Source organism: Pseudidiomarina mangrovi, from assembly GCF_003999375.1.
Taxonomy (GTDB): Bacteria; Pseudomonadota; Gammaproteobacteria; order Enterobacterales; family Alteromonadaceae; genus Pseudidiomarina; species Pseudidiomarina mangrovi.
Window position 1 is genome coordinate 274,819 of the sequence record NZ_RJLC01000017.1, and the last position, 17,851, is coordinate 292,669.

The window sequence follows — 17,851 nt, forward strand, 5'->3', positions numbered from 1 at the left end:
CATGTTAGACGCTAAGTTATTTCGTAGTGAACTCGAGCAAACAGCGGCGCGGCTTAAACAAACGCGTAACTACTCTCTTGACGTGGCCGAGTTAGACCAACTTGAACAGCAACGCAAAGCTCTGCAAGTGCGCACTGAAACCTTGCAGGCGGAGCGCAACGCCAGCGCCAAAAGGGTTGGCCAAGCCAAAGCCCGTGGTGAAGACATCAGTGCCTTACTGGCCTCGGTCAATGATTTAGGTGAGCAGCTTGAAGCCGCCAAGGCTGAATTGAACAGCGTACAAGAACGTCTGCATAACATCATTGCTGGGGTACCCAATATCCCAGACCATAGCGTGCCGTTGGGTGCCGATGAAAATGACAATCAGGAAATCAGCCGCTGGGGCGAGCCACGCCAGTTTAATTTCAAGGTAAAAGACCACGTTGACGTTGCCCTCGGTTTGCAAAACGGCATGAATTTTGAGCAAGGGGTTAAACTTGCTGGGGCTCGTTTTGTGGTGCTGCAAGGCCAGATAGCTCGTTTACACCGCGCTTTAAGTCAATTCATGCTTGATTTACATACCGAGCAACATGGCTATAGCGAAGCCTATGTGCCGTACCTGGTCAATCAAGATACCTTGTTTGGTACTGGGCAGTTGCCAAAGTTTGGTGAAGACTTGTTCCATGTACAAGGCGCCACTGAGAACACCGCAGCCTTAAGCTTGATCCCAACCGCTGAAGTGCCACTGACCAACTTGTGGCGCGACGAGATTGCCGATGAAGCACAATTGCCGCTGCGCTATGCCGCGCATACGCCATGTTTTCGTAGTGAGGCTGGTTCGCATGGTCGTGATACCCGCGGGCTGATCCGTCAGCACCAGTTCGATAAGGTGGAACTCGTTTGTTTAACCCGCCCAGAAGACAGCATGGCAGCGCTAGAAACGCTCACCGGCCACGCTGAAAAAGTTCTGCAGTTGCTGGAACTGCCGTATCGCAAAGTGTTGTTATGTACCGGTGACATGAGCTTTGGTAGCTGCAAAACCTACGATTTAGAAGTGTGGATACCAAGCCAAGAGAAATATCGCGAAATCAGCTCATGTTCCAATATGGGTGATTTTCAGGCCCGCCGTATGCAAGCGCGTTTTCGCCGCAAAGGTGCCAATAAGCCTGAATTAATGCACACCTTAAATGGTTCGGGTTTAGCGGTAGGGCGCACGTTGGTGGCGCTACTTGAGAATTTCCAGCAAGCCGATGGTAGCGTCAGCATTCCTGCCGCGCTGCAACCGTATTTAGCCGGCAAAACTCAGTTAAACGCCGATTAAATACATTTAGCGGGCTTCGGCAACCCGGCAATACGGGTTGCCTGCTTGGCTGGCCCTTTCGGAAATAGCCGATACAAATACATGCTATTGGCTTTATCGGCGCCTAAACTTTGACCAATGGCTTTCACCAGCACCCGCATAGCTGGGCTGGTATCGTAGGTTTGGTAAAATTCACGGACAAAATTGACCACTTCCCAATGCGCGGAGGTGAGGGTGATGCCTTCTAAGCTGGCAATATGTTCCGCCAATTGCGGCGACCATTGGCTAAAATCGGCCAAGTATTCGTGCTTATCGGTGGCATATTCGCGGCCCTGGCAGACAAACATCGGTTAATCTCCCCAGCTGATCACAGGCGCGCATTGCAAGCTTAACTCCAACCAAGCGTTATCCGCCAGTTGTAGCAGGTGCGCGGGTAGTTGCTCGCGTTGCGCTGCAGTCAGCAGTAGCACTTCAGTGCGCAGGCAATGACAGCAAGCTACCGGTAATTGCTCCAGCAGCTCAGGCTGCGCCATGACCGCGCGCAAGGCTTGCTCAGAGATAATCACCACGCTATCAGGGCTCAGCCATTGCGCTATCCACTCGGATTGTGGCCACTGCCGCAGTAAGTGCAGAGTTCTTGGCATCATTAAAACCTCAACAGCTGATGACAATGGCTGATACGCTCGGCCAGCTCATGGCTTGGCACAATCTCGATGGCAACGACAAAATCATCGGCGCTTAGCGCATGCTGCTGGAGATCGTTATCAAGGACCCAGGGCTTCGGGCAGTCATAAAGCTCCAGCAAGCGGTAGCGCTTTTGCAGCGAGCGTTGCTGGCGTTGCACATCAAAACCGTGACGTAACTGATGTACGGCAGCACCCACTAAAATCAGTTGTGGATTGAGATCGAGGCTAGCCAGGCTGAGTAGGGCATCTTGGCCATGCCAGCTGCGCAGATGATTGGCTGCATGGCTTTGAATCACGGCAATCGTCATTAGAATTGTACCAGCTGGTCAGCTTCAGCGACGGCTTGAGCAAACTCGGTCAAGCCACCTGCCGCATAGCCTGGGCGCAATTGCTCAGCGCTCAAACCATAGTCGTTTTCTGCTACTGTGCTGCACACTAGCAAGGGAATAGCTTGAGCTGCAGCCCATTGCGGCCAGCGTTCAGCATGCGCATGAAGTTGCCTCGGGTCAGCCAGTTTTACCGCTTGTTGATAACAGAACACCATACTGATGCTATGCCCACATGCAACTGCAGCCTGGGCGAAGTGAAACGCCAACAGGCTGCGAGTATCATGGTCAGGGCTGTCACTCGGGTGTGAGTGCAGGGCAATGACTAGTTTTGCCAAGGTTTACTCATCACCGCCAGTGAAGGCCATAAGCAAGTTAATCAAGCTCAGGAAGATGTTGTAGATTGACACATACAAGGTCACTGTTGCCAACACATAGTTGCGCTCACCGCCATTAATAATGGCGCTGGTTTGCATCAAGATGGCACCCGCTGAGAACAAGATGAAGAGGGCCGAAATGGCTAAACCAAGAGCCGGCATTTGCATGAACAGGTTAGCGATAACGCCAACAATCAAAACTACAAACAAGGCCATCATCATGCCACCTAAGAATGACATGTCTTTCTTGGTGGTTAACACATAGGCTGACAGGCTGAAGAATATCAGCGCAGTGCCGCCCAGCGCCATCATGATAATTTGGTCGCCTTGCGGGCCGATGGCACTGATCATGCCAAGGATTGGGCCAAGGGTGTATCCCATAAAGCCAGTTAATGCGAACACTGACAATAAGCCAGCAGAGCTATTGGCAGTTTTGTGCACTAAGAATAACAACCCGTAAAAACCAATAATAGTTACTAGAAAGCCCGGGTGTGGCAGCCCCATACTGGCACTGATGTAAGCAACGAAGGCGCTGAATCCTAACGTCATACCCAGCAGCATATAGGTATTACGAAGCACTTTGTTAGTGGCTAACGCCGACTCACTGCGAGCGGTTGAAATGTGAGCTTGATGACTCATGGTTATCTCCGTGTGGTTGAACTGCACCCTCGTACTGCAATAGGCTCGCACTACAAGGTTATTATGATAGCTAGAGTGTACCGCATAAATGGGTATGATCGACAAGCATTTCAATGATCGATCAAACCCAATTGCTTAAAATGACAGCAAACGATTCAGAAGGTTTCATTTTTTGCTTTACAAGCTCCAAACACCTCTTTATCATTCGCAACGTCTTCGGGTGAACACCTGTAGATACGGAGAGATGGCAGAGTCCGGTTTAATGCACCTGACTTGAAATCAGGCGTGGTTTTGCGACCACCGGGGGTTCGAATCCCTCTCTCTCCGCCAAATTCCGAAAAGCCCGCTCCCTGAGCGGGCTTTTTTCGTTTCTGCCCAAGCAGTGTCGACTAGGCATCTGGTCGTACCTGTGTATAATTGGCTTATATTAGTTGTTATGAGGGCGCCATGCTGTTTAGTGAAATCTTGGCACAAATTACTGTTGCCGCCGAACAAACCATCCACCTGCCTGAAGGCTGGGGCCAAGGTCGCGCCTTATTTGGTGGTTTAACCGCCGCTGTAGCCTGGCAACACGCTCATCACGGCGTCGCTACTGAGCAACATTTGCGCTCCTTTACGGTGTCTTTTGTTGCGCCTGTGCAACCCGGTGAGGCGCAGTTGGTGCGCCGTATTCTGCGCCAAGGCAATAACGTCACCCAGGTTGCTGTGGAAATTTTGCAACAGCAGCAGGTGGTATTATCCGCACTTGCTAGCTATGGTCGCTCGCGGCCTTCTGCGGTAAGGGTGACCGATACCGTGACGGCACAGGTGCCAGCTCGCGAGCATGGACCAAGTTTTCCGAAAAGCCGCTTAATGCCGGAGTTTACCCATTATTTTGATTATCATTTAAGCGTTGGGGCGATGCCATTCAGTGGTCAGACATTGCGTGAATTTGGCGGTTGGATGCGTTTTTGTAACGAGCCAAAGCCGATCACCATTGGTCTGCTATTAGGCTTAGTCGATGCATGGCCACCGGCGTTGTTGCCTCACTTGTCAGAGCCAGCACCAGCGAGCTCATTAACCTGGACGATTGAGTTTCCAGAACCGCTGAATACGCAACAATCAGGGAGTGATTGGTGGCAGTACTCGGCCTATATCGATTACGCCGCAGATGGCTACGGTCACACTCATGCGCACATTTGGGATGAGCAGGGTCAGTTAGTTGCCATTAGTCGTCAGACAGTTACAGTTTTCGGTTAGGTTATCGCCCTGACAAAAGCGCGTCAGATGACTCAAAAATATGTCAAATGACGCGTAACTGGTTAAGAAATAACATATTTTTTTATAAATTCGTAATAAAAGCTTGCCTTTCGTGTCATTATTTCGCATACCTTAGACACTCTGGAATGGTTCCAGAGCACGATAATTCACAAGGGATAAGTGACACTATGAATGAGTATATTATCGCAGTATCGAGTGATTTGGTGCGAGCCGGGATGTACGCCACACTCACCAACCATAAATTAACCGTCGCTGATAGCGTCGAAAACTTTCAACAACTTCGCGAGGCGGTCAAAATCAAGCCTTTTGCGACAGTGATTCTGTGCAGTCACTTAGCGGGTGATGGCACCATTGAAACCTGGCGCAGATTGCAAAAACGACATCCCGATTTGCAGTTGTTGTTATGGGCAAAGCGCTTTCAAGATGTGCTCGATTTTCAATGTAACCTACGCCAAGTAGATGGTTACTTATTGGAGTCAGCATCGCATCAAGAATTTATTCAAGCCGTTGAGAGCGTTGGTCGCGGCCAGATGTATGTGGCAACAGCCGTAGCCGAATATTTAGCCAGAAACCCACGGCGGGCAGAACAAGTCAAACTATTGCGTAATCTGAGTGACCGCGAAGTTCAGGTCACACAAATGATTGGCCGTGGAATACGGGTTGCAGAAATCGCTAAACACCTTAATATCAGCAGCAAGACGGTAAACACCTTTCGTTATCGTATTTTTGCGAAGATTGGTGTCTCCGGAGATGTCGAATTAGCCCATGTGGCGATTCAGACCGGTTTAATCGATTTAGAGCAACTCTCAGACCATGAGCGAAACCCCGTTTGATGCGAAGCAATTCGTAAAATACCTGACTCATCAGCCAGGCGTCTATCGCATGTATGATGAGTCAGGCGACGTGATATATGTCGGTAAAGCCAAGGATCTGAAGAAACGCGTCAGTAGTTATTTCCGCAGCAGTGTTGATGTGCCGAAAACCCAAACCCTAGTGCGGCAGATCGCCAACATGGACGTCACGGTCACCAATACCGAAGCAGAAGCACTGATCCTCGAGAATAATTTTATTAAGAAGTATCGGCCGCGTTATAACGTGTTACTGCGCGACGATAAATCTTATCCGTACATCTTATTGACGCATCATGAGCACCCACGCTTAGCCTTTCATCGTGGTACGCGGCGCGAAAAGGGGGATTATTTTGGCCCATTCCCTAATGGCGTGGCCGTACGCGAATCGTTACGCTTAATGCAAAAGTTGTTTCCAGTACGGCAGTGCGAAGATTCGTACTATCGTGCTCGTAGTCGGCCGTGTTTGCAGTATCAATTAAAGCGTTGCTTAGCGCCTTGTGTGGCAGGATACACCAGCACCAACGAGTACCAAGAACAGGTGGATTTAGCGAAGACCTTTTTGCAGGGTAAGAATCAGCAGGTCATCGACCAATTAGTCGCGCGTATGAGTGCGGCTAGCGAACAACTCGAGTTCGAAAAAGCGGGGCGCTATCGCGATCAAATTGCCGCCTTGCGAGCCGTACAAGAGCGCAATGCGGTGACCGGTAATCAACAAGAGCTCGATGTTATTGGTTTTGCGCGCCATGGCGGTATTGCCAGTGTTCACCTGCTATTTATCCGCGAGGGAGCGGTGCAGGGCAGTCGTAGTTATTTTCCCAAAGTGCCGGCTAATACCGATGATCATGAGATTTTATTAGCATTTTTAATGCAATTTTATTTAAACGACGAGTTTCAGCGTCGCTTACCGCGCGAGATTATTTTACCCGAAGCGAACAGTACCCAGGTGCTCGACCCCGAGCACGAATTGCAAGTACTCGAACAAGTGCTTGCGCAGTCGGTGCGGATGACCAACAACGTACGTGGCGAACGGCGCCAATACCAAGTCTTGGCGCAGAAGAATGCCTTAAATGGTTTAGAGAGCCGATTGAATCAAGCGTCAACCATGAGTTTGCGTATTAACGCCCTGATGGAGGTGCTGGATCTTGAACAACCGATTCAGCGCATGGAATGCTTTGATATTAGTCACACCATGGGGCAGGAAACGGTAGCATCTTGTGTGGTATTTGATCAGCAGGGGCCGAAAAAGAGTGATTACCGGCGGTTCAATATCAAAGGAATTACCCCAGGTGATGATTACGCAGCAATGGCACAAGCTTTACGACGGCGTTTTGATCCATTAAAGCCGCCACAAGCCAATGCGCTTGGCCAACTGCCTGACATTTTGTTTATTGATGGTGGTAAAGGTCAACTGGCGCAAGCAGAAGATTATTTCGCTGACTGGCCTTATGGTGCGCCCATGTTGATTGGCGTCGCCAAAGGTGAGAGTCGAAAACCTGGGTTAGAAACTCTGATCATGGCCGGTAGCCATCAGATCCTCGACCTGAATGCGGATGCGCCGGCGTTGCATTTGATTCAGCATATTCGCGATGAGTCGCATCGGTTTGCCATCACCGGTCATCGGCAACGTCGTGCTAAGGTACAGCGCAGCTCAAGTTTAGAGCAAATCCCAGGCATTGGTGCCAAACGCCGACAGAAGATTTTGCAAAATCTGGGTGGATTACAACAGGTGAAACAAGCTAGTATTGAGCAGCTTATGGCCATACCAGGTATCAGCCGCGACCTCGCTGAAACCATTTATCATGCCTTTAGGGACGAATAAAGGAACGCAAACTGTGAAGTGGAATATCCCCAATCTGTTGACTGGCTTTCGCATTCTGCTGATCCCAGTGTTTTTAGTGATTTATTATCAACCCATTGAGCACGCTGGGTTTTGGGCGGCCTTGGTGTTTGCCATTGCTGGCTTTACCGATGCATTAGATGGCTATGTAGCACGTAAATATAACCAATTCACCGCGTTCGGTGCGTTTTTAGACCCAGTTGCCGATAAAGTCATGGTGGCGGCCTCGTTAGTGGTCGTCGTTGAGCATTATGCGGTGTGGTGGATTAGCATTCCGGCCTTAACCATTATCAGCCGCGAACTGGTGGTATCGGCACTGCGTGAATGGATGGCGCAAATAGGTCGCCAAGAGCAAGTTAAAGTCTCGAACTTAGGCAAGCTTAAAACCATTGCGCAGATGGTCGCTATTGGCGGCTTGATTTGGGGTATTGAAGGCTTTGTCATTACCACTGCGGTGATTTTGTTGTACGTTGCCTTCGTGCTGACGCTGTGGTCTATGTATGAGTATTTACGTGCGGCCTGGGCTGATCTGTCAGCGCATAGTTAGGCGTTTTTGGGCAATTTGCTGATTTGTGCAGCGAATCAGTCAAAAAACAGCCAAACGAACAGAAATTACAAATTTATTATTGACTGAATTTAACTGCCATGTAGAATGGCGAGCCACTGGAGTAGCGCTCTGGTGGCAGTTGAATGCAAAGCGGGAATAGCTCAGTGGTAGAGCACAACCTTGCCAAGGTTGGGGTCGCGAGTTCGAATCTCGTTTCCCGCTCCAAACGCGATGGCGGGTTGGCAGAGTGGCTATGCAGCGGATTGCAAATCCGTGTACCTCGGTTCGACTCCGGGACTCGCCTCCATCAAACGCTGCACTCTAAACGAATAACTCAGGTTATGCCCGGGTGGTGAAATAGGTAGACACAAGGGATTTAAAATCCCTCGACTTAACGGTCGTGCCGGTTCGAGTCCGGCCCCGGGCACCATTTAAATAAGTCCTCAGTAATTCTCTTCCAATCGTTAAAAACCGTCATTATGTATATTGGTCGTCGCATCGATTATCATAACGGCTCCGAGTTTGCGCTGCTGCGAGTCACTTATTGATGCTTTACCATAACCTGTCGATGGCATTATGACTAGCATGCTAACGTCAGCTCAATTACAACAAAGTTTCACTGACTATGATCAGTTTTTGGCCACACACAGCGGCCTGTGGCAGTGCAATCCGTTTACCTATACGCACTGGCCGTGGTCACAATCTGCTGAGGCCATTCGCACGCGTCTGCGTCAGCAACTGCAACTGCTCACTGATCCAGTAGCGCCCCTCGACGCTTTAACGACTGAACAAACGGCCTGGCCCTTTTGGCTGACTAACGGTATTCAAGGCCGAAAACTTGCCCAAATCAGTGGTTTCATCGGCCAGTTTGATAGTCAGCAAGCAGTGTTGGAATGGTGCTCAGGCAAGGGCCATTTAGGCCGCCTGTTGAGTTATCAACGGCTGCTACCGGTGACTAGCTTGGAATGGCAGAAAACTCTGTGTGAGCAGGGCCAAGCGCTGGCGCAACAGCATGGTATTGCACAACAGTTTCAGCACTGTGATGTCCTCGCGCTGACGCCCGGTAGTTTGCCCAATAACTGCGCCATGGTGGCATTGCATGCCTGTGGCGATCTGCATCGGCGTTTGTTGGAGCAGTTTACGCACAGCAGCGGCGCTGAATTGTTCCTAGCACCATGCTGTTACCATTTGCAAGCCGCCAGTTACTACCAGCCACTTTCAAAATATGCTCAGCAATCGCCATTGCAGCTCAGCAAAAGTGACCTGAAGCTGGCCGTGCAAGATTTTGTCACTGCAGGGCAACGCACTGCGCGTCTTCGTGATACTGAACAGCTGTGGCGTTTGGTGTTTCAAGAATATCGGGCACTGCTGTGCGGTGATCCCAGTTACCAACCGTTACCAGCTATTAATAAACAGATTTTTACTGGTGATATCAGTGCTTTCATGGCGTGGGCGTGTCAGCAGCATGGGCTGAAGTTACCGAGCGCGGCAGAGTTGGCCGAATTACTACCTATAGCCCATCAGCGCTTGCGGTTGGTAAGGGATATCGATGATGTACGACAATTATTCCGCCGCCCGTTGGAATTATGGTTATTGCTCGACCGCGCGCTGTATTTGAGTGAGCATGGCTATCAGGTAGCGCTGAAACAGTTTTGCCCGTATCAGCATAGCCCACGTAATACCCTAATCATTAGCAGACGTTAATCGATAAAATGGTGGTCTGCGGCTTTAAAATTTCGCGTCCAGCGCTTGAAGGTCAGGCTGAAACCCGGAAACATGGCAATGACTTTTCCGCTTTTACTTTTATACCAGCTATTACAGCCACCCCAGTGCCACACGGTCTTTTCCATTTGCTGATGAATATGGTCGGTATAACGTTGTTCGGCGTCCGCTTTAACGGCAATAGCCTGTTTACCGAGCCGTTGGACCGCCGCCATGGCGCGCACAATGTATTGCAATTGCGCTTCAATAACCACCAGTGCTGAGGTGTGGCCGATACCGGTATTAGGCCCGGTCACAATAAACAAATTGGGAAATTTAGGTACCGAGGTACCTAAGTAGGCGCGCGGATAATCATGCCAAAAATCAGCCAGTTGGTGGCCATCTTCGCCGGTGACTGGGTAGCAGATCATGCCGTCAGTGGCATCATAGCCGGTGGAGTAGACAATCACATCTACATCAAGCTGCTGTCCGGTTTGTGTCACCAGCCCAGTGGCGTTGATGCTGGCAATGCCATCGTCACGACCATGCAGCTGCACATGCTCGCGGCAATAGGCCGGATACAGCGTATTCGAGATAATCACGCGTTTACAACCGATGGTGAAATCAGGAGTTACCTTAGCCTGTAGCTCAGGGTCTTCGATTTGCTCACGAATCAGTTGTCGCGCCTCGTTACCCGCTAGGACCTGTAGCAACGTTTTCGAGTACTTAAAGCCGAGCACCCGCAGTTCAAGGGCCAGATAAATAACCCCGCGAAGCAGCTTATAGCCCCATTTAGTGCGCAGGATCCGGCGTTGCCAGGGTTTAAAAACATAGTCATGGCGTTTAACCACCCAATGGGGTGAACGTTGAAACACGTGTAATTCGGCCACTTCATCAACAATCGCCGGGATCACTTGCGCGGCACTGGCGCCACTACCGATGATAGCCACCCGTTTGCCTGCCAGAGAGACACTGTGGTCCCAGTTATTGGTATGAAAACTCACACCTTGAAAGCTATCGCGACCGGCAAAATTAGGTATTACTGGGGTACTGAGTGGACCAGAGGCATTAATCACATAGCGCGCGGTGAGATACTCGGTGCCGTTGATCTGCACCTGCCAATGGCGTTGCTGCGCATCCCAACGCATTGCCGTTACCGTGCTATTGAGACGGGTTTTCCGCGCCAAGCCAAAGCGCTCAATAACATGGTCGGTATAGCCTTTTAATTCATCGCGGCTGGCGTACATCTGTGTCCAGTCGTAAGGTACTGCTGAAAGTGAATAGAGCGGCGATTGCACATCTACCGCGGCACCTGGGTAACTATTCTGTACCCAAGTTCCCCCCATAAACGAGCGGCGTTCGAGTAACAGAAAATCCTGTTGTTGTTGGTTGAGCAATTCAATCGCAGCGGCTTGGCCGCCAAAGCCGGTGCCGACAATAATGACCTGATAGTCTGTCATGATGATGCTGTAGTTCTCGATGCGATAAACAATGGCAGCATTATTGTCTGATTTTTAGTGGTTTTTCTAGTCATTCTTGCCTAAAGTGGCAACATCGTTGATGAATGATTGCGCTCGCAACCGTGCCGCTGGGGGAGGTCTTCACTGTGTATCAAAACCTGTCAAATTTTACCCAAACCATGTTGATGGTGGCGCAATTTATGTTGGCGCTGGTGGTACTGGCGCTATTCATTGGAATGCTTTGGTTGCTGGTATTGTATGTCATTGATAAACGGCAAACCCAGCATACTATTCGCCGAAACTTTCCAGTCATAGGGCGATTTCGCTATAGCTTTGAGCACTTGGGTGAATTTTTCCGACAATATTTTTATGCGATGGATCGCGAAGAAATGCCGTTTAACCGCGCTCAGCGTAGTTGGGTGTATCGTGCCGCCAAAGATGTCGACCGTACCATAGCCTTTGGTTCTACCCGCGATTTGACCAAACCAGGCACCATCATTTTTGCCAATGCAACGTTTCCACCCCAGGATGACGAGCAACAAGCGCTGACGCCAGTAGTCATTGGTGCTGGCTGTCGCCAACCGTATCAAACTGCGCGGCTGTTTCATATTTCTGCCATGAGTTACGGTGCTTTATCGCCGGTAGCTATTACTGCACTGTCGCGTGGCGCACAGTTAGCTGGTTGCTGGCTTAACACGGGTGAGGGCGGATTAAGTTCGTATCATTTATCCGGCGGTTGCGATTTAGTCTTTCAAATTGGTACCGCCAAATATGGCGTTCGTGACCGCGATGGCAAACTAAATCATTTGCGCCTGCAAGAACTAGCGGCCATGCCAGCGGTGAAAATGTTTGAAGTAAAATTGAGCCAAGGAGCTAAACCGGGCAAGGGCGGTATCTTACCGGCCGCTAAAGTCAATCACGAGGTGGCAACCATTCGCGGTATTCCGCAAGGGCAAGATTCTATCAGTCCGAATCGCCACACCGATATTAATAATACCGAGGAGTTGCTTGATTTTATCGAATTAGTGCGTGAGCTCACCGGTAAACCCACGGGGATTAAGTTAGTGCTTGGCGAACCCTCATGGCTCGATGAACTGATCGCAGCGATTCAGGCCCGCGGGGTTGCAAGTGCTCCTGATTTTATTACCTTAGATAGCGCTGACGGCGGCACTGGTGCTGCGCCGCAACCGTTAATGGATTATGTTGGATTAAAATTATCCGAGAGCCTGCCGATTCTAGTGGATAAATTGGTGGCCGCTGATTTAAAGCAGCGAATTAAGGTGATTGCCTCAGGCAAAATGATCAATCCAGCTGATGTTGCGTGGGCCCTTGCGGTGGGTGCAGATTTCGCCGTGTCGGCGCGCGGCTTCATGTTTGCACTAGGCTGTATTCAGGCTATGCAATGTAATAAGAATACTTGCCCAACCGGAATTACCACCAGCAATACTGATTTGCAACGCGGCTTAGACCCCACTGACAAGGGTGTGCGGGTGGCAAATTATCAAAAGTATTTAGAGTACGGCGTTGGTTTGATAGCACATTCATGTGGCGCTCACGATGCGCGTCAGTTGCAACGCCAGCATGCCCGCATGGTCACCGCACAAGGGCATAGCGTGCCACTCTCTGAGCTCTACGCTAAGCCACACTCTGAACATTAATGCGGCTTTCTAACCACTTACTGAAGGCGACCAGCGCCACCGGTTGGCGACTACGCTCTTTGTAGCTGATAAACACCGCCTCAGGGAGTTGTAGTGACCACTCTTGGTGCCGCGTGAGACCACTTAACTGTGGGTGCGACAATAACAAGCTGTCGGTTAATGCGGCGGCACCATGATCGGTTAACAGGTCGAGAGCGCTATGGTCCGGTGCTTGCTGTACCTGAGCCTGACGAGTAACAGTGGCAAAGCGCTTGCTAAAGTGTTGCCACGGTAATTGTTGGGTATCGACCACCCAACGCTGCCAGTCGCCGTTACTCGGGGCTTGCTTAGCCACCGCGCAAATAGTTGGCTGATATAACCGTTGCTGGCGAATGTTTTTGTCTTTCAAACTGCCATAATGCACCACAATATCACTGACTTCATGCTGTAACTGGCTACAAACATTAGCTTTTTCATGACTATTCGGGTACATAGCAACAGTGCTAAACTGCAGCCGAATATGCGGGTATAAGGCGCTGAAGTCAGGCAGTTTGCGCGCTAACCACCAGCGTAACAAACTATCGGGTAGCGCTAAGCGTAGCGTGGTTAACTCGCTATCACCAATATCGCGAACGCGATCAATAGTGTGTTCAAGGTCACGAAACAGCCGCAGTAATTCAGGTGCCAAGGCTTGCCCTGCTGGAGTAAGTGCGTGAACGCGGTTATCGCGCTGAAAGAGTCGGGTGCCCAGCTGTTGTTCAAGGGCCTGCACTTGCCGCGTAATCGCCGATTGTGATACGCCGAGTTGTTGAGCCGCATGCTTAAACGATTGGGCATGGGCAGCAATCGCAAATACCCTAAGAGCGTTGAGTGACGGTTGTTTTGCAGCCATAGCGAGCCTCAGCAAAGAGTTGTGTAAGTAAATTTGAGTTAACTAAAAGTAAATCACTGAAGGCGCTGACGCAATGTATTTACAAGAATTTTTAGCCATAGCTATTCTGCACTTTTTGGCGGTAGCCAGCCCAGGTCCTGATTTTGCCGTAACCACGCGGTACAGCTTAAGTTACGGCGGCCGCATTGGGCGCTGGGTGGCGGTGGGTATTGGTACAGGTATATTAATCCACGTAGCCTATTCATTGCTGGGTATCGCCATTTTGATTCATCGATATCAATGGGTGTATGCGAGCTTTTTACTTGTTGGCGCAGGGTACTTGGCCTGGCTGGGCTGGCAAGCGTTGCAAAGCCAGCCGCGCAGTGCATTACCCACAGCACAGTCGGCGCCGCCAGCATTAAGTTCGTGGCAGGCCTTTCGCGTTGGCTTTTTAACCAATGGGCTAAACGTCAAAGCCACGTTGTTTTTTCTCACCTTGTTTTCAACGGTGATTAATCCAGCCACGCCAAACCTAATAAAGCTCGGTTATGGCGTGTATATGGCCATTGCCACGGCGTTGTGGTTTAGTCTGTTGGCAAGCTTGATTACCTGGCCGCCGTTTTATCAGTATCTATGGCGTATCAGTCATTGGCTCGACCGCTTGATGGGCTTGGCTCTGTTGTTGCTGAGTGCGTGGTTGATTTATGACTGGTTTACGCTGATTGGCGTTATAGCTTCTGCGTAAGCGGTGATATAATGCCAAGCTAAATTATCGTTATCCGTCATTAAACGTTGAGTATTTTATGCAGTTATTTGTAAACGATCTAACCGTTATCGATTTTTCTTACCTATGCCCGCAACGTGGCATGGTCGGAGAGAGTTGGATTGTTGATATTATTCTCGATGGACGACTCAACGAGCAGTCTATGGTGCTTGATTTTGGTCGGGTCAAAAAACAGATCAAACGCATCATTGATGGTGCTGTCGATCACAAACTAGCAGTGCCGACAGAACATGCCTATACCGGCGTTGTGCATAATGATCTGCACGACACCCTATGGGTCGATTTTATGCGTCCTAATGGCGGCTCTATTCATCTATATTGCCCAGCCGATGCCTTTGCTTTTATCGATGCCGAGGCCGTCACCATGAGCTCTATCACTGAGTATTTGCGTGCGGTGATCAAGCGCGAATTACCCGAAAATGTAGACGCCATTCAGTTACAGCTGCGGGCCGAAGAAATCCCCGGAGCGTTTTACCACTATACGCATGGCTTGAAAAAACATGATGGTAATTGTCAGCGCATTGCACATGGCCATCGCTCACGCTTATATGTTGCGATTAATGGACAGCGTGACCAAGCGCTTGAACAGCAGTGGGCTGATACCTGGCGCGATATTTATTTGGGCTCGCAAGATGACGTGGTGCCGTTATCACAGTTACAACGCTCGCAGCAGGCACAACAACTCAGCGAAGAGAGCCATATTGGTTACAGCTACCGTGCGGATCAAGGGCTATTTGAGCTGATTATGCCGCGCAGTGAAAACTATTTGATTCCAACCGATTCAACGGTGGAATGTATTGCGGCCTATTTGGCTCAGCAAATCAAACGTGAGCATCCTCATGAGCAGGTACAAGTGACTGGCTTTGAAGGGGTAGGTAAAGGAGCCATTGGTTATGCTTAAAGCACGATGGATGGCGCTTTTGGGGGTGATGTTCATAGCCGCCACTGCGATGGCCCCAGCGCGCGCGACTGATCTAAGCATTGAACTTCGTGGAGCGCGTACCGCCGGCACGCTGATGATTGGTAAAACCGCGGTCGGTAACCGGGTATTCTTAGCCGAGCAAGAATTAAGCGTGACTGAAACCGGCCATGTGGTGTTTGGTTTTGGTCGCGAAGCAAGCGGTGCGCAGCAGCTTCACATCGAGGCACCTAATGGCGAACGGGCTACAATAAGCATTGAATTACAGCCGCGGGAATACGACATCGATCGCGTCGACGGTGTGCCGCAACAAACCGTTACCCCTGATCCTGAGCAAGTCGCTCGAGCCCGTCGTGAGGCACAAAAGGTTGCTGCCGCGCGCAATGATATGAGCCAGCGGCTTGATTTCTTGCAGCCACTGATAATGCCTGCTGAAGGGCGTATTAGTGGGGTGTATGGCAGCCAGCGTATTTTTAATGGTGAGCCACGTAATCCACATTATGGTTTAGATATCGCAGCGCCAACCGGGACACCGGTACAGGCGCCGTGGGCGGGGCGGGTAGTGCTGGCTGAGCCTGACTTATTCTATTCCGGCGGGACCTTAATTCTCGACCATGGTTATGGCGTCACGAGTACCTATATTCATTTACACAAATTACATGTGCAGGTCGGCGATATTGTCCAGCAAGGTCAGTTAATGGCTGAAATTGGTGCGACCGGCCGGGTTACTGGGCCGCATCTAGATTGGCGCATCAATTGGGGCCAAGAACGTCTTGACCCTGCCTTAGCACTCGAGCACTTCAGTATTACAGAGTAAGCCATCCTGCGAGTTTTTCCGCTGCCACAACGGTCAATTGTAAACTTTGTGGCGCTGGTACCTGCCACGTTAACTGATGCTCACGCAATTCATCGCGATGAAAAGCATGAATCGTCACTGTTTGACCCGGTTTAAAGCGCTCGGCAATTTCACGTAGTGTTGCGTCGGTCACTTGCAAATAGTCGATAGCGATAATCCGATCATAAGCACTTAAGCCTGCCATGCTGGCGGCTTCACCCTCGTAGACATGAGTCAACTCTAAGCCTTGGTTGCTGACTTTATATTTCGCCCCGAGCGATACTGGTAAGCTGCTGTTGACGGCTTTGCCACTAAAGGTATTATCGTCCGCTGCGGCAGCACGCGTCAGCGTAATACCAAATTGCTCGAGTAACTCTTCCAGTGGCAGAATTGCGGTGGACTGCGTTGCCTGTTCGACAAAAGTAGCGATAGCCTGATAGTCGTAGCGTTGGCGTAAAAAATCGGCAAAGCTGTTATCGTCGGTACCCGCATCAGCTGAGTCCTGCTGGGCACCATAACGCTGCCAGAAGTCCGCCATCACTGCTGCTAGGTCATGTTGGTGCTGTGAGGCTAAGCGAATTTTTAAATCGACGCACAAAGCAATCAATCCGCCTTTGGCGTAATAACTAACGATCGCATTGGGTGAATTTTCATCTTGTTTATAGTATTTAGTCCACGCATAAAAACTTGATTCTGCTACAGATTGGCGGAGATGGCCCTTACCGCGCTGCACTTTAGCAATGGTTTCACCGAGAATGGCCAAATAAGCATTAGCACTGAGCAAACCTGCACGATGAAGCAAATAATCGTCGTAATATGAGGTAAACCCTTCATAAAACCATAACTGAGGCGTGTATTGCTCGGTGTCTAGTTGATACGGCAAAAACAGTTTTGGCTTGAGCGTTTTGACATTCCAACTATGAAAATACTCATGGCTGCACAGGCTTAAAAATACCCGGTAGTCATTGTCTATGTTGCTTTTGTTGGTATGAATCAAGTCTTTACGGTTACATATCAGCGCGGTGGAATTACTGTGCTCGAGACCACCAAAACCACGGCCAACCACCATGGTCAAAAATAGATATTGAGCAAACGGTGGTTGTTCACCAAACATCGTTATTTGAGTGCTACAAATGCGTTGCAAGTCAGCACAAATTCTTGCCAAGTCAGCATAATGGCGACCAGCGAGCACCAGTGCGTGTGGCACGCCAGCGGCGTTAAATTCGGCGATAGTCAGTTTGCCCATGAGCATAGGGTGGTCAATCAGTTGCTGGTAAGTGTCTGCTTGGAACCGCCCAGCCGCATATTTGTCGCCCGATATCCGCGTCAAACCGGTAGCTAGCTGCCAATCCGCTGGGCATTCGACATCGAGCTGACAAGGGCTGTTGGCAAGCTCATCAACACTAAGACATAAACTGCTATGGTTAAAAAAGGCAAAATCGCGCTCTAAGTAGGCGCTGCGAACAGATAAGTCGTAGGCGTAGACCTTATAACTGACCTGCACCTCAGCCTGGTTTGGTGATAACTGCCAGGTCTGCTTATCCAGGGTTTTAAAGGCGAGCGGCTGCTGTGCCGAATCGGCACGAAAATCAATGATATGACGAGCAAAATCGCGAATCATGTAACTTCCGGGTATCCAGGCCGGCAAGCGCAAGATATGACCTGTTGTGGAACTCGTCGGAATACTGATTTTTACTTGAAAGAGATGAGCGCCGTGGTCGGCAATCGTGATGGCATAATGCAGCATGTCTACCTCAGTGCTGGAGCAGGTGGCAATGCCTCTATGCTAGCACGGCATTGACAAGCTATATAGCCATCTAGCTGCGATAAAGCGCGGTACAG

The 17,851-nt window shown here is 50.1% G+C and carries 18 protein-coding genes and 4 tRNA genes; 14 read left to right on the forward strand and 8 right to left on the reverse strand.

Annotated features, from left to right (window positions below; genetic code table 11):
• The first annotated feature begins 1 nt into the window (after window position 1).
• Complete coding sequence (gene serS / locus EFO84_RS10600) at window positions 2–1,300, forward strand: serine--tRNA ligase (protein ID WP_127348033.1); 1,299 nt, start codon at window positions 2–4, stop codon at window positions 1,298–1,300.
• Here the strand turns inward: serS and EFO84_RS10605 are convergent.
• The 5 genes from EFO84_RS10605 to EFO84_RS10625 are packed head-to-tail and all read right to left on the reverse strand — an operon-like array spanning window position 1,297 to window position 3,307.
• Window positions 1,297–1,626 (reverse strand): TusE/DsrC/DsvC family sulfur relay protein, encoded by a 330-nt coding sequence (locus EFO84_RS10605; protein WP_127348034.1) that lies wholly within the window; start codon window positions 1,624–1,626, stop codon window positions 1,297–1,299. The two genes, serS and EFO84_RS10605, sit on opposite strands and share 4 nt — an antisense overlap.
• Window positions 1,627–1,629: 3 nt before the next feature.
• Window positions 1,630–1,926 carry a hypothetical protein gene (locus tag EFO84_RS10610; RefSeq protein ID WP_127348035.1) on the reverse strand — a complete coding sequence of 99 codons (297 nt, stop codon included), beginning with the start codon at window positions 1,924–1,926 and terminating at the stop codon, window positions 1,630–1,632.
• Window positions 1,926–2,273 carry a DsrE family protein gene (locus EFO84_RS10615; protein ID WP_127348036.1) on the reverse strand — a complete coding sequence of 116 codons (348 nt, stop codon included), beginning with the start codon at window positions 2,271–2,273 and terminating at the stop codon, window positions 1,926–1,928. Before EFO84_RS10615 ends, EFO84_RS10610 begins: the two co-directional genes overlap by 1 nt.
• A complete protein-coding gene (locus tag EFO84_RS10620) occupies window positions 2,273–2,629 on the reverse strand; it encodes a DsrE/DsrF/TusD sulfur relay family protein (RefSeq protein WP_127348037.1) in 357 nt (118 codons plus the stop codon). Before EFO84_RS10620 ends, EFO84_RS10615 begins: the two co-directional genes overlap by 1 nt.
• Window positions 2,630–2,632: 3 nt before the next feature.
• The gene (locus tag EFO84_RS10625; protein WP_127348038.1) at window positions 2,633–3,307 is read right to left on the reverse strand and encodes a Bax inhibitor-1/YccA family protein; all 675 of its coding nucleotides are present in this window, start codon (window positions 3,305–3,307) and stop codon (window positions 2,633–2,635) included.
• A 238-nt stretch (window positions 3,308–3,545) separates the two neighbouring features.
• Here EFO84_RS10625 and EFO84_RS10630 point away from each other — a divergent pair.
• The 9 genes from EFO84_RS10630 to EFO84_RS10670 all read left to right on the forward strand — a co-directional run bounded on the left by EFO84_RS10630 (window position 3,546) and on the right by EFO84_RS10670 (window position 9,506).
• Window positions 3,546–3,637: transfer RNA gene (locus EFO84_RS10630), tRNA-Ser, on the forward strand.
• A 117-nt stretch (window positions 3,638–3,754) separates the two neighbouring features.
• The gene (locus EFO84_RS10635) at window positions 3,755–4,546 is read left to right on the forward strand and encodes a thioesterase family protein (protein WP_127348039.1); all 792 of its coding nucleotides are present in this window, start codon (window positions 3,755–3,757) and stop codon (window positions 4,544–4,546) included.
• Window positions 4,547–4,734: 188 nt separating this feature from the next.
• Window positions 4,735–5,400 (forward strand): LuxR C-terminal-related transcriptional regulator, encoded by a 666-nt coding sequence (locus EFO84_RS10640; RefSeq protein ID WP_127348040.1) that lies wholly within the window; start codon window positions 4,735–4,737, stop codon window positions 5,398–5,400.
• Window positions 5,381–7,237, forward strand: coding sequence for an excinuclease ABC subunit UvrC (uvrC, locus tag EFO84_RS10645; protein ID WP_127348041.1), 1,857 nt, complete (start codon window positions 5,381–5,383; stop codon window positions 7,235–7,237). Before EFO84_RS10640 ends, uvrC begins: the two co-directional genes overlap by 20 nt.
• A 13-nt stretch (window positions 7,238–7,250) precedes the next feature.
• Window positions 7,251–7,802: a CDP-diacylglycerol--glycerol-3-phosphate 3-phosphatidyltransferase gene (gene pgsA, locus EFO84_RS10650; protein ID WP_240642695.1), complete on the forward strand. Its 552-nt coding sequence runs from the start codon at window positions 7,251–7,253 to the stop codon at window positions 7,800–7,802.
• A 150-nt stretch (window positions 7,803–7,952) separates the two neighbouring features.
• A tRNA-Gly gene (locus tag EFO84_RS10655) sits at window positions 7,953–8,027 on the forward strand.
• A gap of 8 nt (window positions 8,028–8,035) precedes the next feature.
• Window positions 8,036–8,109, forward strand: a tRNA-Cys gene (locus tag EFO84_RS10660).
• A 36-nt stretch (window positions 8,110–8,145) separates the two neighbouring features.
• Window positions 8,146–8,232, forward strand: a tRNA-Leu gene (locus tag EFO84_RS10665).
• Window positions 8,233–8,387: 155 nt separating this feature from the next.
• Window positions 8,388–9,506 carry a methyltransferase gene (locus EFO84_RS10670; RefSeq protein WP_127348043.1) on the forward strand — a complete coding sequence of 373 codons (1,119 nt, stop codon included), beginning with the start codon at window positions 8,388–8,390 and terminating at the stop codon, window positions 9,504–9,506.
• Here the strand turns inward: EFO84_RS10670 and EFO84_RS10675 are convergent.
• A complete protein-coding gene (locus EFO84_RS10675; protein ID WP_127348044.1) occupies window positions 9,503–10,963 on the reverse strand; it encodes a flavin-containing monooxygenase in 1,461 nt (486 codons plus the stop codon). The two genes, EFO84_RS10670 and EFO84_RS10675, sit on opposite strands and share 4 nt — an antisense overlap.
• 179 nt (window positions 10,964–11,142) lie before the next feature.
• Here EFO84_RS10675 and EFO84_RS10680 point away from each other — a divergent pair, with 179 nt between their 5' ends.
• Window positions 11,143–12,621, forward strand: coding sequence for an FMN-binding glutamate synthase family protein (locus EFO84_RS10680; RefSeq protein ID WP_127348240.1), 1,479 nt, complete (start codon window positions 11,143–11,145; stop codon window positions 12,619–12,621).
• Here EFO84_RS10680 and EFO84_RS10685 read toward each other — a convergent pair.
• The gene (locus EFO84_RS10685; RefSeq protein WP_127348045.1) at window positions 12,599–13,492 is read right to left on the reverse strand and encodes a LysR family transcriptional regulator; all 894 of its coding nucleotides are present in this window, start codon (window positions 13,490–13,492) and stop codon (window positions 12,599–12,601) included. The two genes, EFO84_RS10680 and EFO84_RS10685, sit on opposite strands and share 23 nt — an antisense overlap.
• A gap of 73 nt (window positions 13,493–13,565) precedes the next feature.
• Here EFO84_RS10685 and EFO84_RS10690 point away from each other — a divergent pair, with 73 nt between their 5' ends.
• The 3 genes from EFO84_RS10690 to EFO84_RS10700 are packed head-to-tail and all read left to right on the forward strand — an operon-like array spanning window position 13,566 to window position 15,991.
• Window positions 13,566–14,216: a LysE family translocator gene (locus EFO84_RS10690; RefSeq protein WP_127348046.1), complete on the forward strand. Its 651-nt coding sequence runs from the start codon at window positions 13,566–13,568 to the stop codon at window positions 14,214–14,216.
• 58 nt (window positions 14,217–14,274) lie between these two features.
• Window positions 14,275–15,156 (forward strand): 6-carboxytetrahydropterin synthase, encoded by an 882-nt coding sequence (locus tag EFO84_RS10695; protein ID WP_127348047.1) that lies wholly within the window; start codon window positions 14,275–14,277, stop codon window positions 15,154–15,156.
• Complete coding sequence (locus EFO84_RS10700) at window positions 15,149–15,991, forward strand: M23 family metallopeptidase (RefSeq protein WP_127348048.1); 843 nt, start codon at window positions 15,149–15,151, stop codon at window positions 15,989–15,991. The genes EFO84_RS10695 and EFO84_RS10700 overlap by 8 nt, the downstream gene beginning before the upstream one ends.
• Here the strand turns inward: EFO84_RS10700 and EFO84_RS10705 are convergent.
• Window positions 15,981–17,756, reverse strand: a complete 1,776-nt coding sequence (locus EFO84_RS10705; RefSeq protein ID WP_127348049.1) for a M61 family metallopeptidase — start codon at window positions 17,754–17,756, stop codon at window positions 15,981–15,983. The genes EFO84_RS10700 and EFO84_RS10705 overlap by 11 nt on opposite strands.
• Between the last annotated feature and the right edge of the window lie 95 nt (window positions 17,757–17,851).

Bases quoted from the DNA above. Each gene is read 5' to 3' on its own strand.
- EFO84_RS10680 (WP_127348240.1), top strand. From the start codon at position 11,143: ATGTTGATGGTGGCGCAATTTATGTTGGCGCTGGTGGTACTGGCGCTA.
- EFO84_RS10690 (WP_127348046.1), top strand. From the start codon at position 13,566: ATGTATTTACAAGAATTTTTAGCCATAGCTATTCTGCACTTTTTGGCG.
- EFO84_RS10635 (WP_127348039.1), top strand. From the start codon at position 3,755: ATGCTGTTTAGTGAAATCTTGGCACAAATTACTGTTGCCGCCGAACAA.
- uvrC (WP_127348041.1), top strand. From the start codon at position 5,381: ATGAGCGAAACCCCGTTTGATGCGAAGCAATTCGTAAAATACCTGACT.
- EFO84_RS10705 (WP_127348049.1), bottom strand. From the start codon at position 17,756: ATGCTGCATTATGCCATCACGATTGCCGACCACGGCGCTCATCTCTTT.
- EFO84_RS10605 (WP_127348034.1), bottom strand. From the start codon at position 1,626: ATGTTTGTCTGCCAGGGCCGCGAATATGCCACCGATAAGCACGAATAC.
- EFO84_RS10640 (WP_127348040.1), top strand. From the start codon at position 4,735: ATGAATGAGTATATTATCGCAGTATCGAGTGATTTGGTGCGAGCCGGG.
- EFO84_RS10625 (WP_127348038.1), bottom strand. From the start codon at position 3,307: ATGAGTCATCAAGCTCACATTTCAACCGCTCGCAGTGAGTCGGCGTTA.
- EFO84_RS10615 (WP_127348036.1), bottom strand. From the start codon at position 2,273: ATGACGATTGCCGTGATTCAAAGCCATGCAGCCAATCATCTGCGCAGC.
- EFO84_RS10675 (WP_127348044.1), bottom strand. From the start codon at position 10,963: ATGACAGACTATCAGGTCATTATTGTCGGCACCGGCTTTGGCGGCCAA.
- EFO84_RS10700 (WP_127348048.1), top strand. From the start codon at position 15,149: ATGCTTAAAGCACGATGGATGGCGCTTTTGGGGGTGATGTTCATAGCC.
- EFO84_RS10695 (WP_127348047.1), top strand. From the start codon at position 14,275: ATGCAGTTATTTGTAAACGATCTAACCGTTATCGATTTTTCTTACCTA.
- EFO84_RS10610 (WP_127348035.1), bottom strand. From the start codon at position 1,926: ATGATGCCAAGAACTCTGCACTTACTGCGGCAGTGGCCACAATCCGAG.
- serS (WP_127348033.1), top strand. From the start codon at position 2: ATGTTAGACGCTAAGTTATTTCGTAGTGAACTCGAGCAAACAGCGGCG.
- EFO84_RS10685 (WP_127348045.1), bottom strand. From the start codon at position 13,492: ATGGCTGCAAAACAACCGTCACTCAACGCTCTTAGGGTATTTGCGATT.
- EFO84_RS10670 (WP_127348043.1), top strand. From the start codon at position 8,388: ATGCTAACGTCAGCTCAATTACAACAAAGTTTCACTGACTATGATCAG.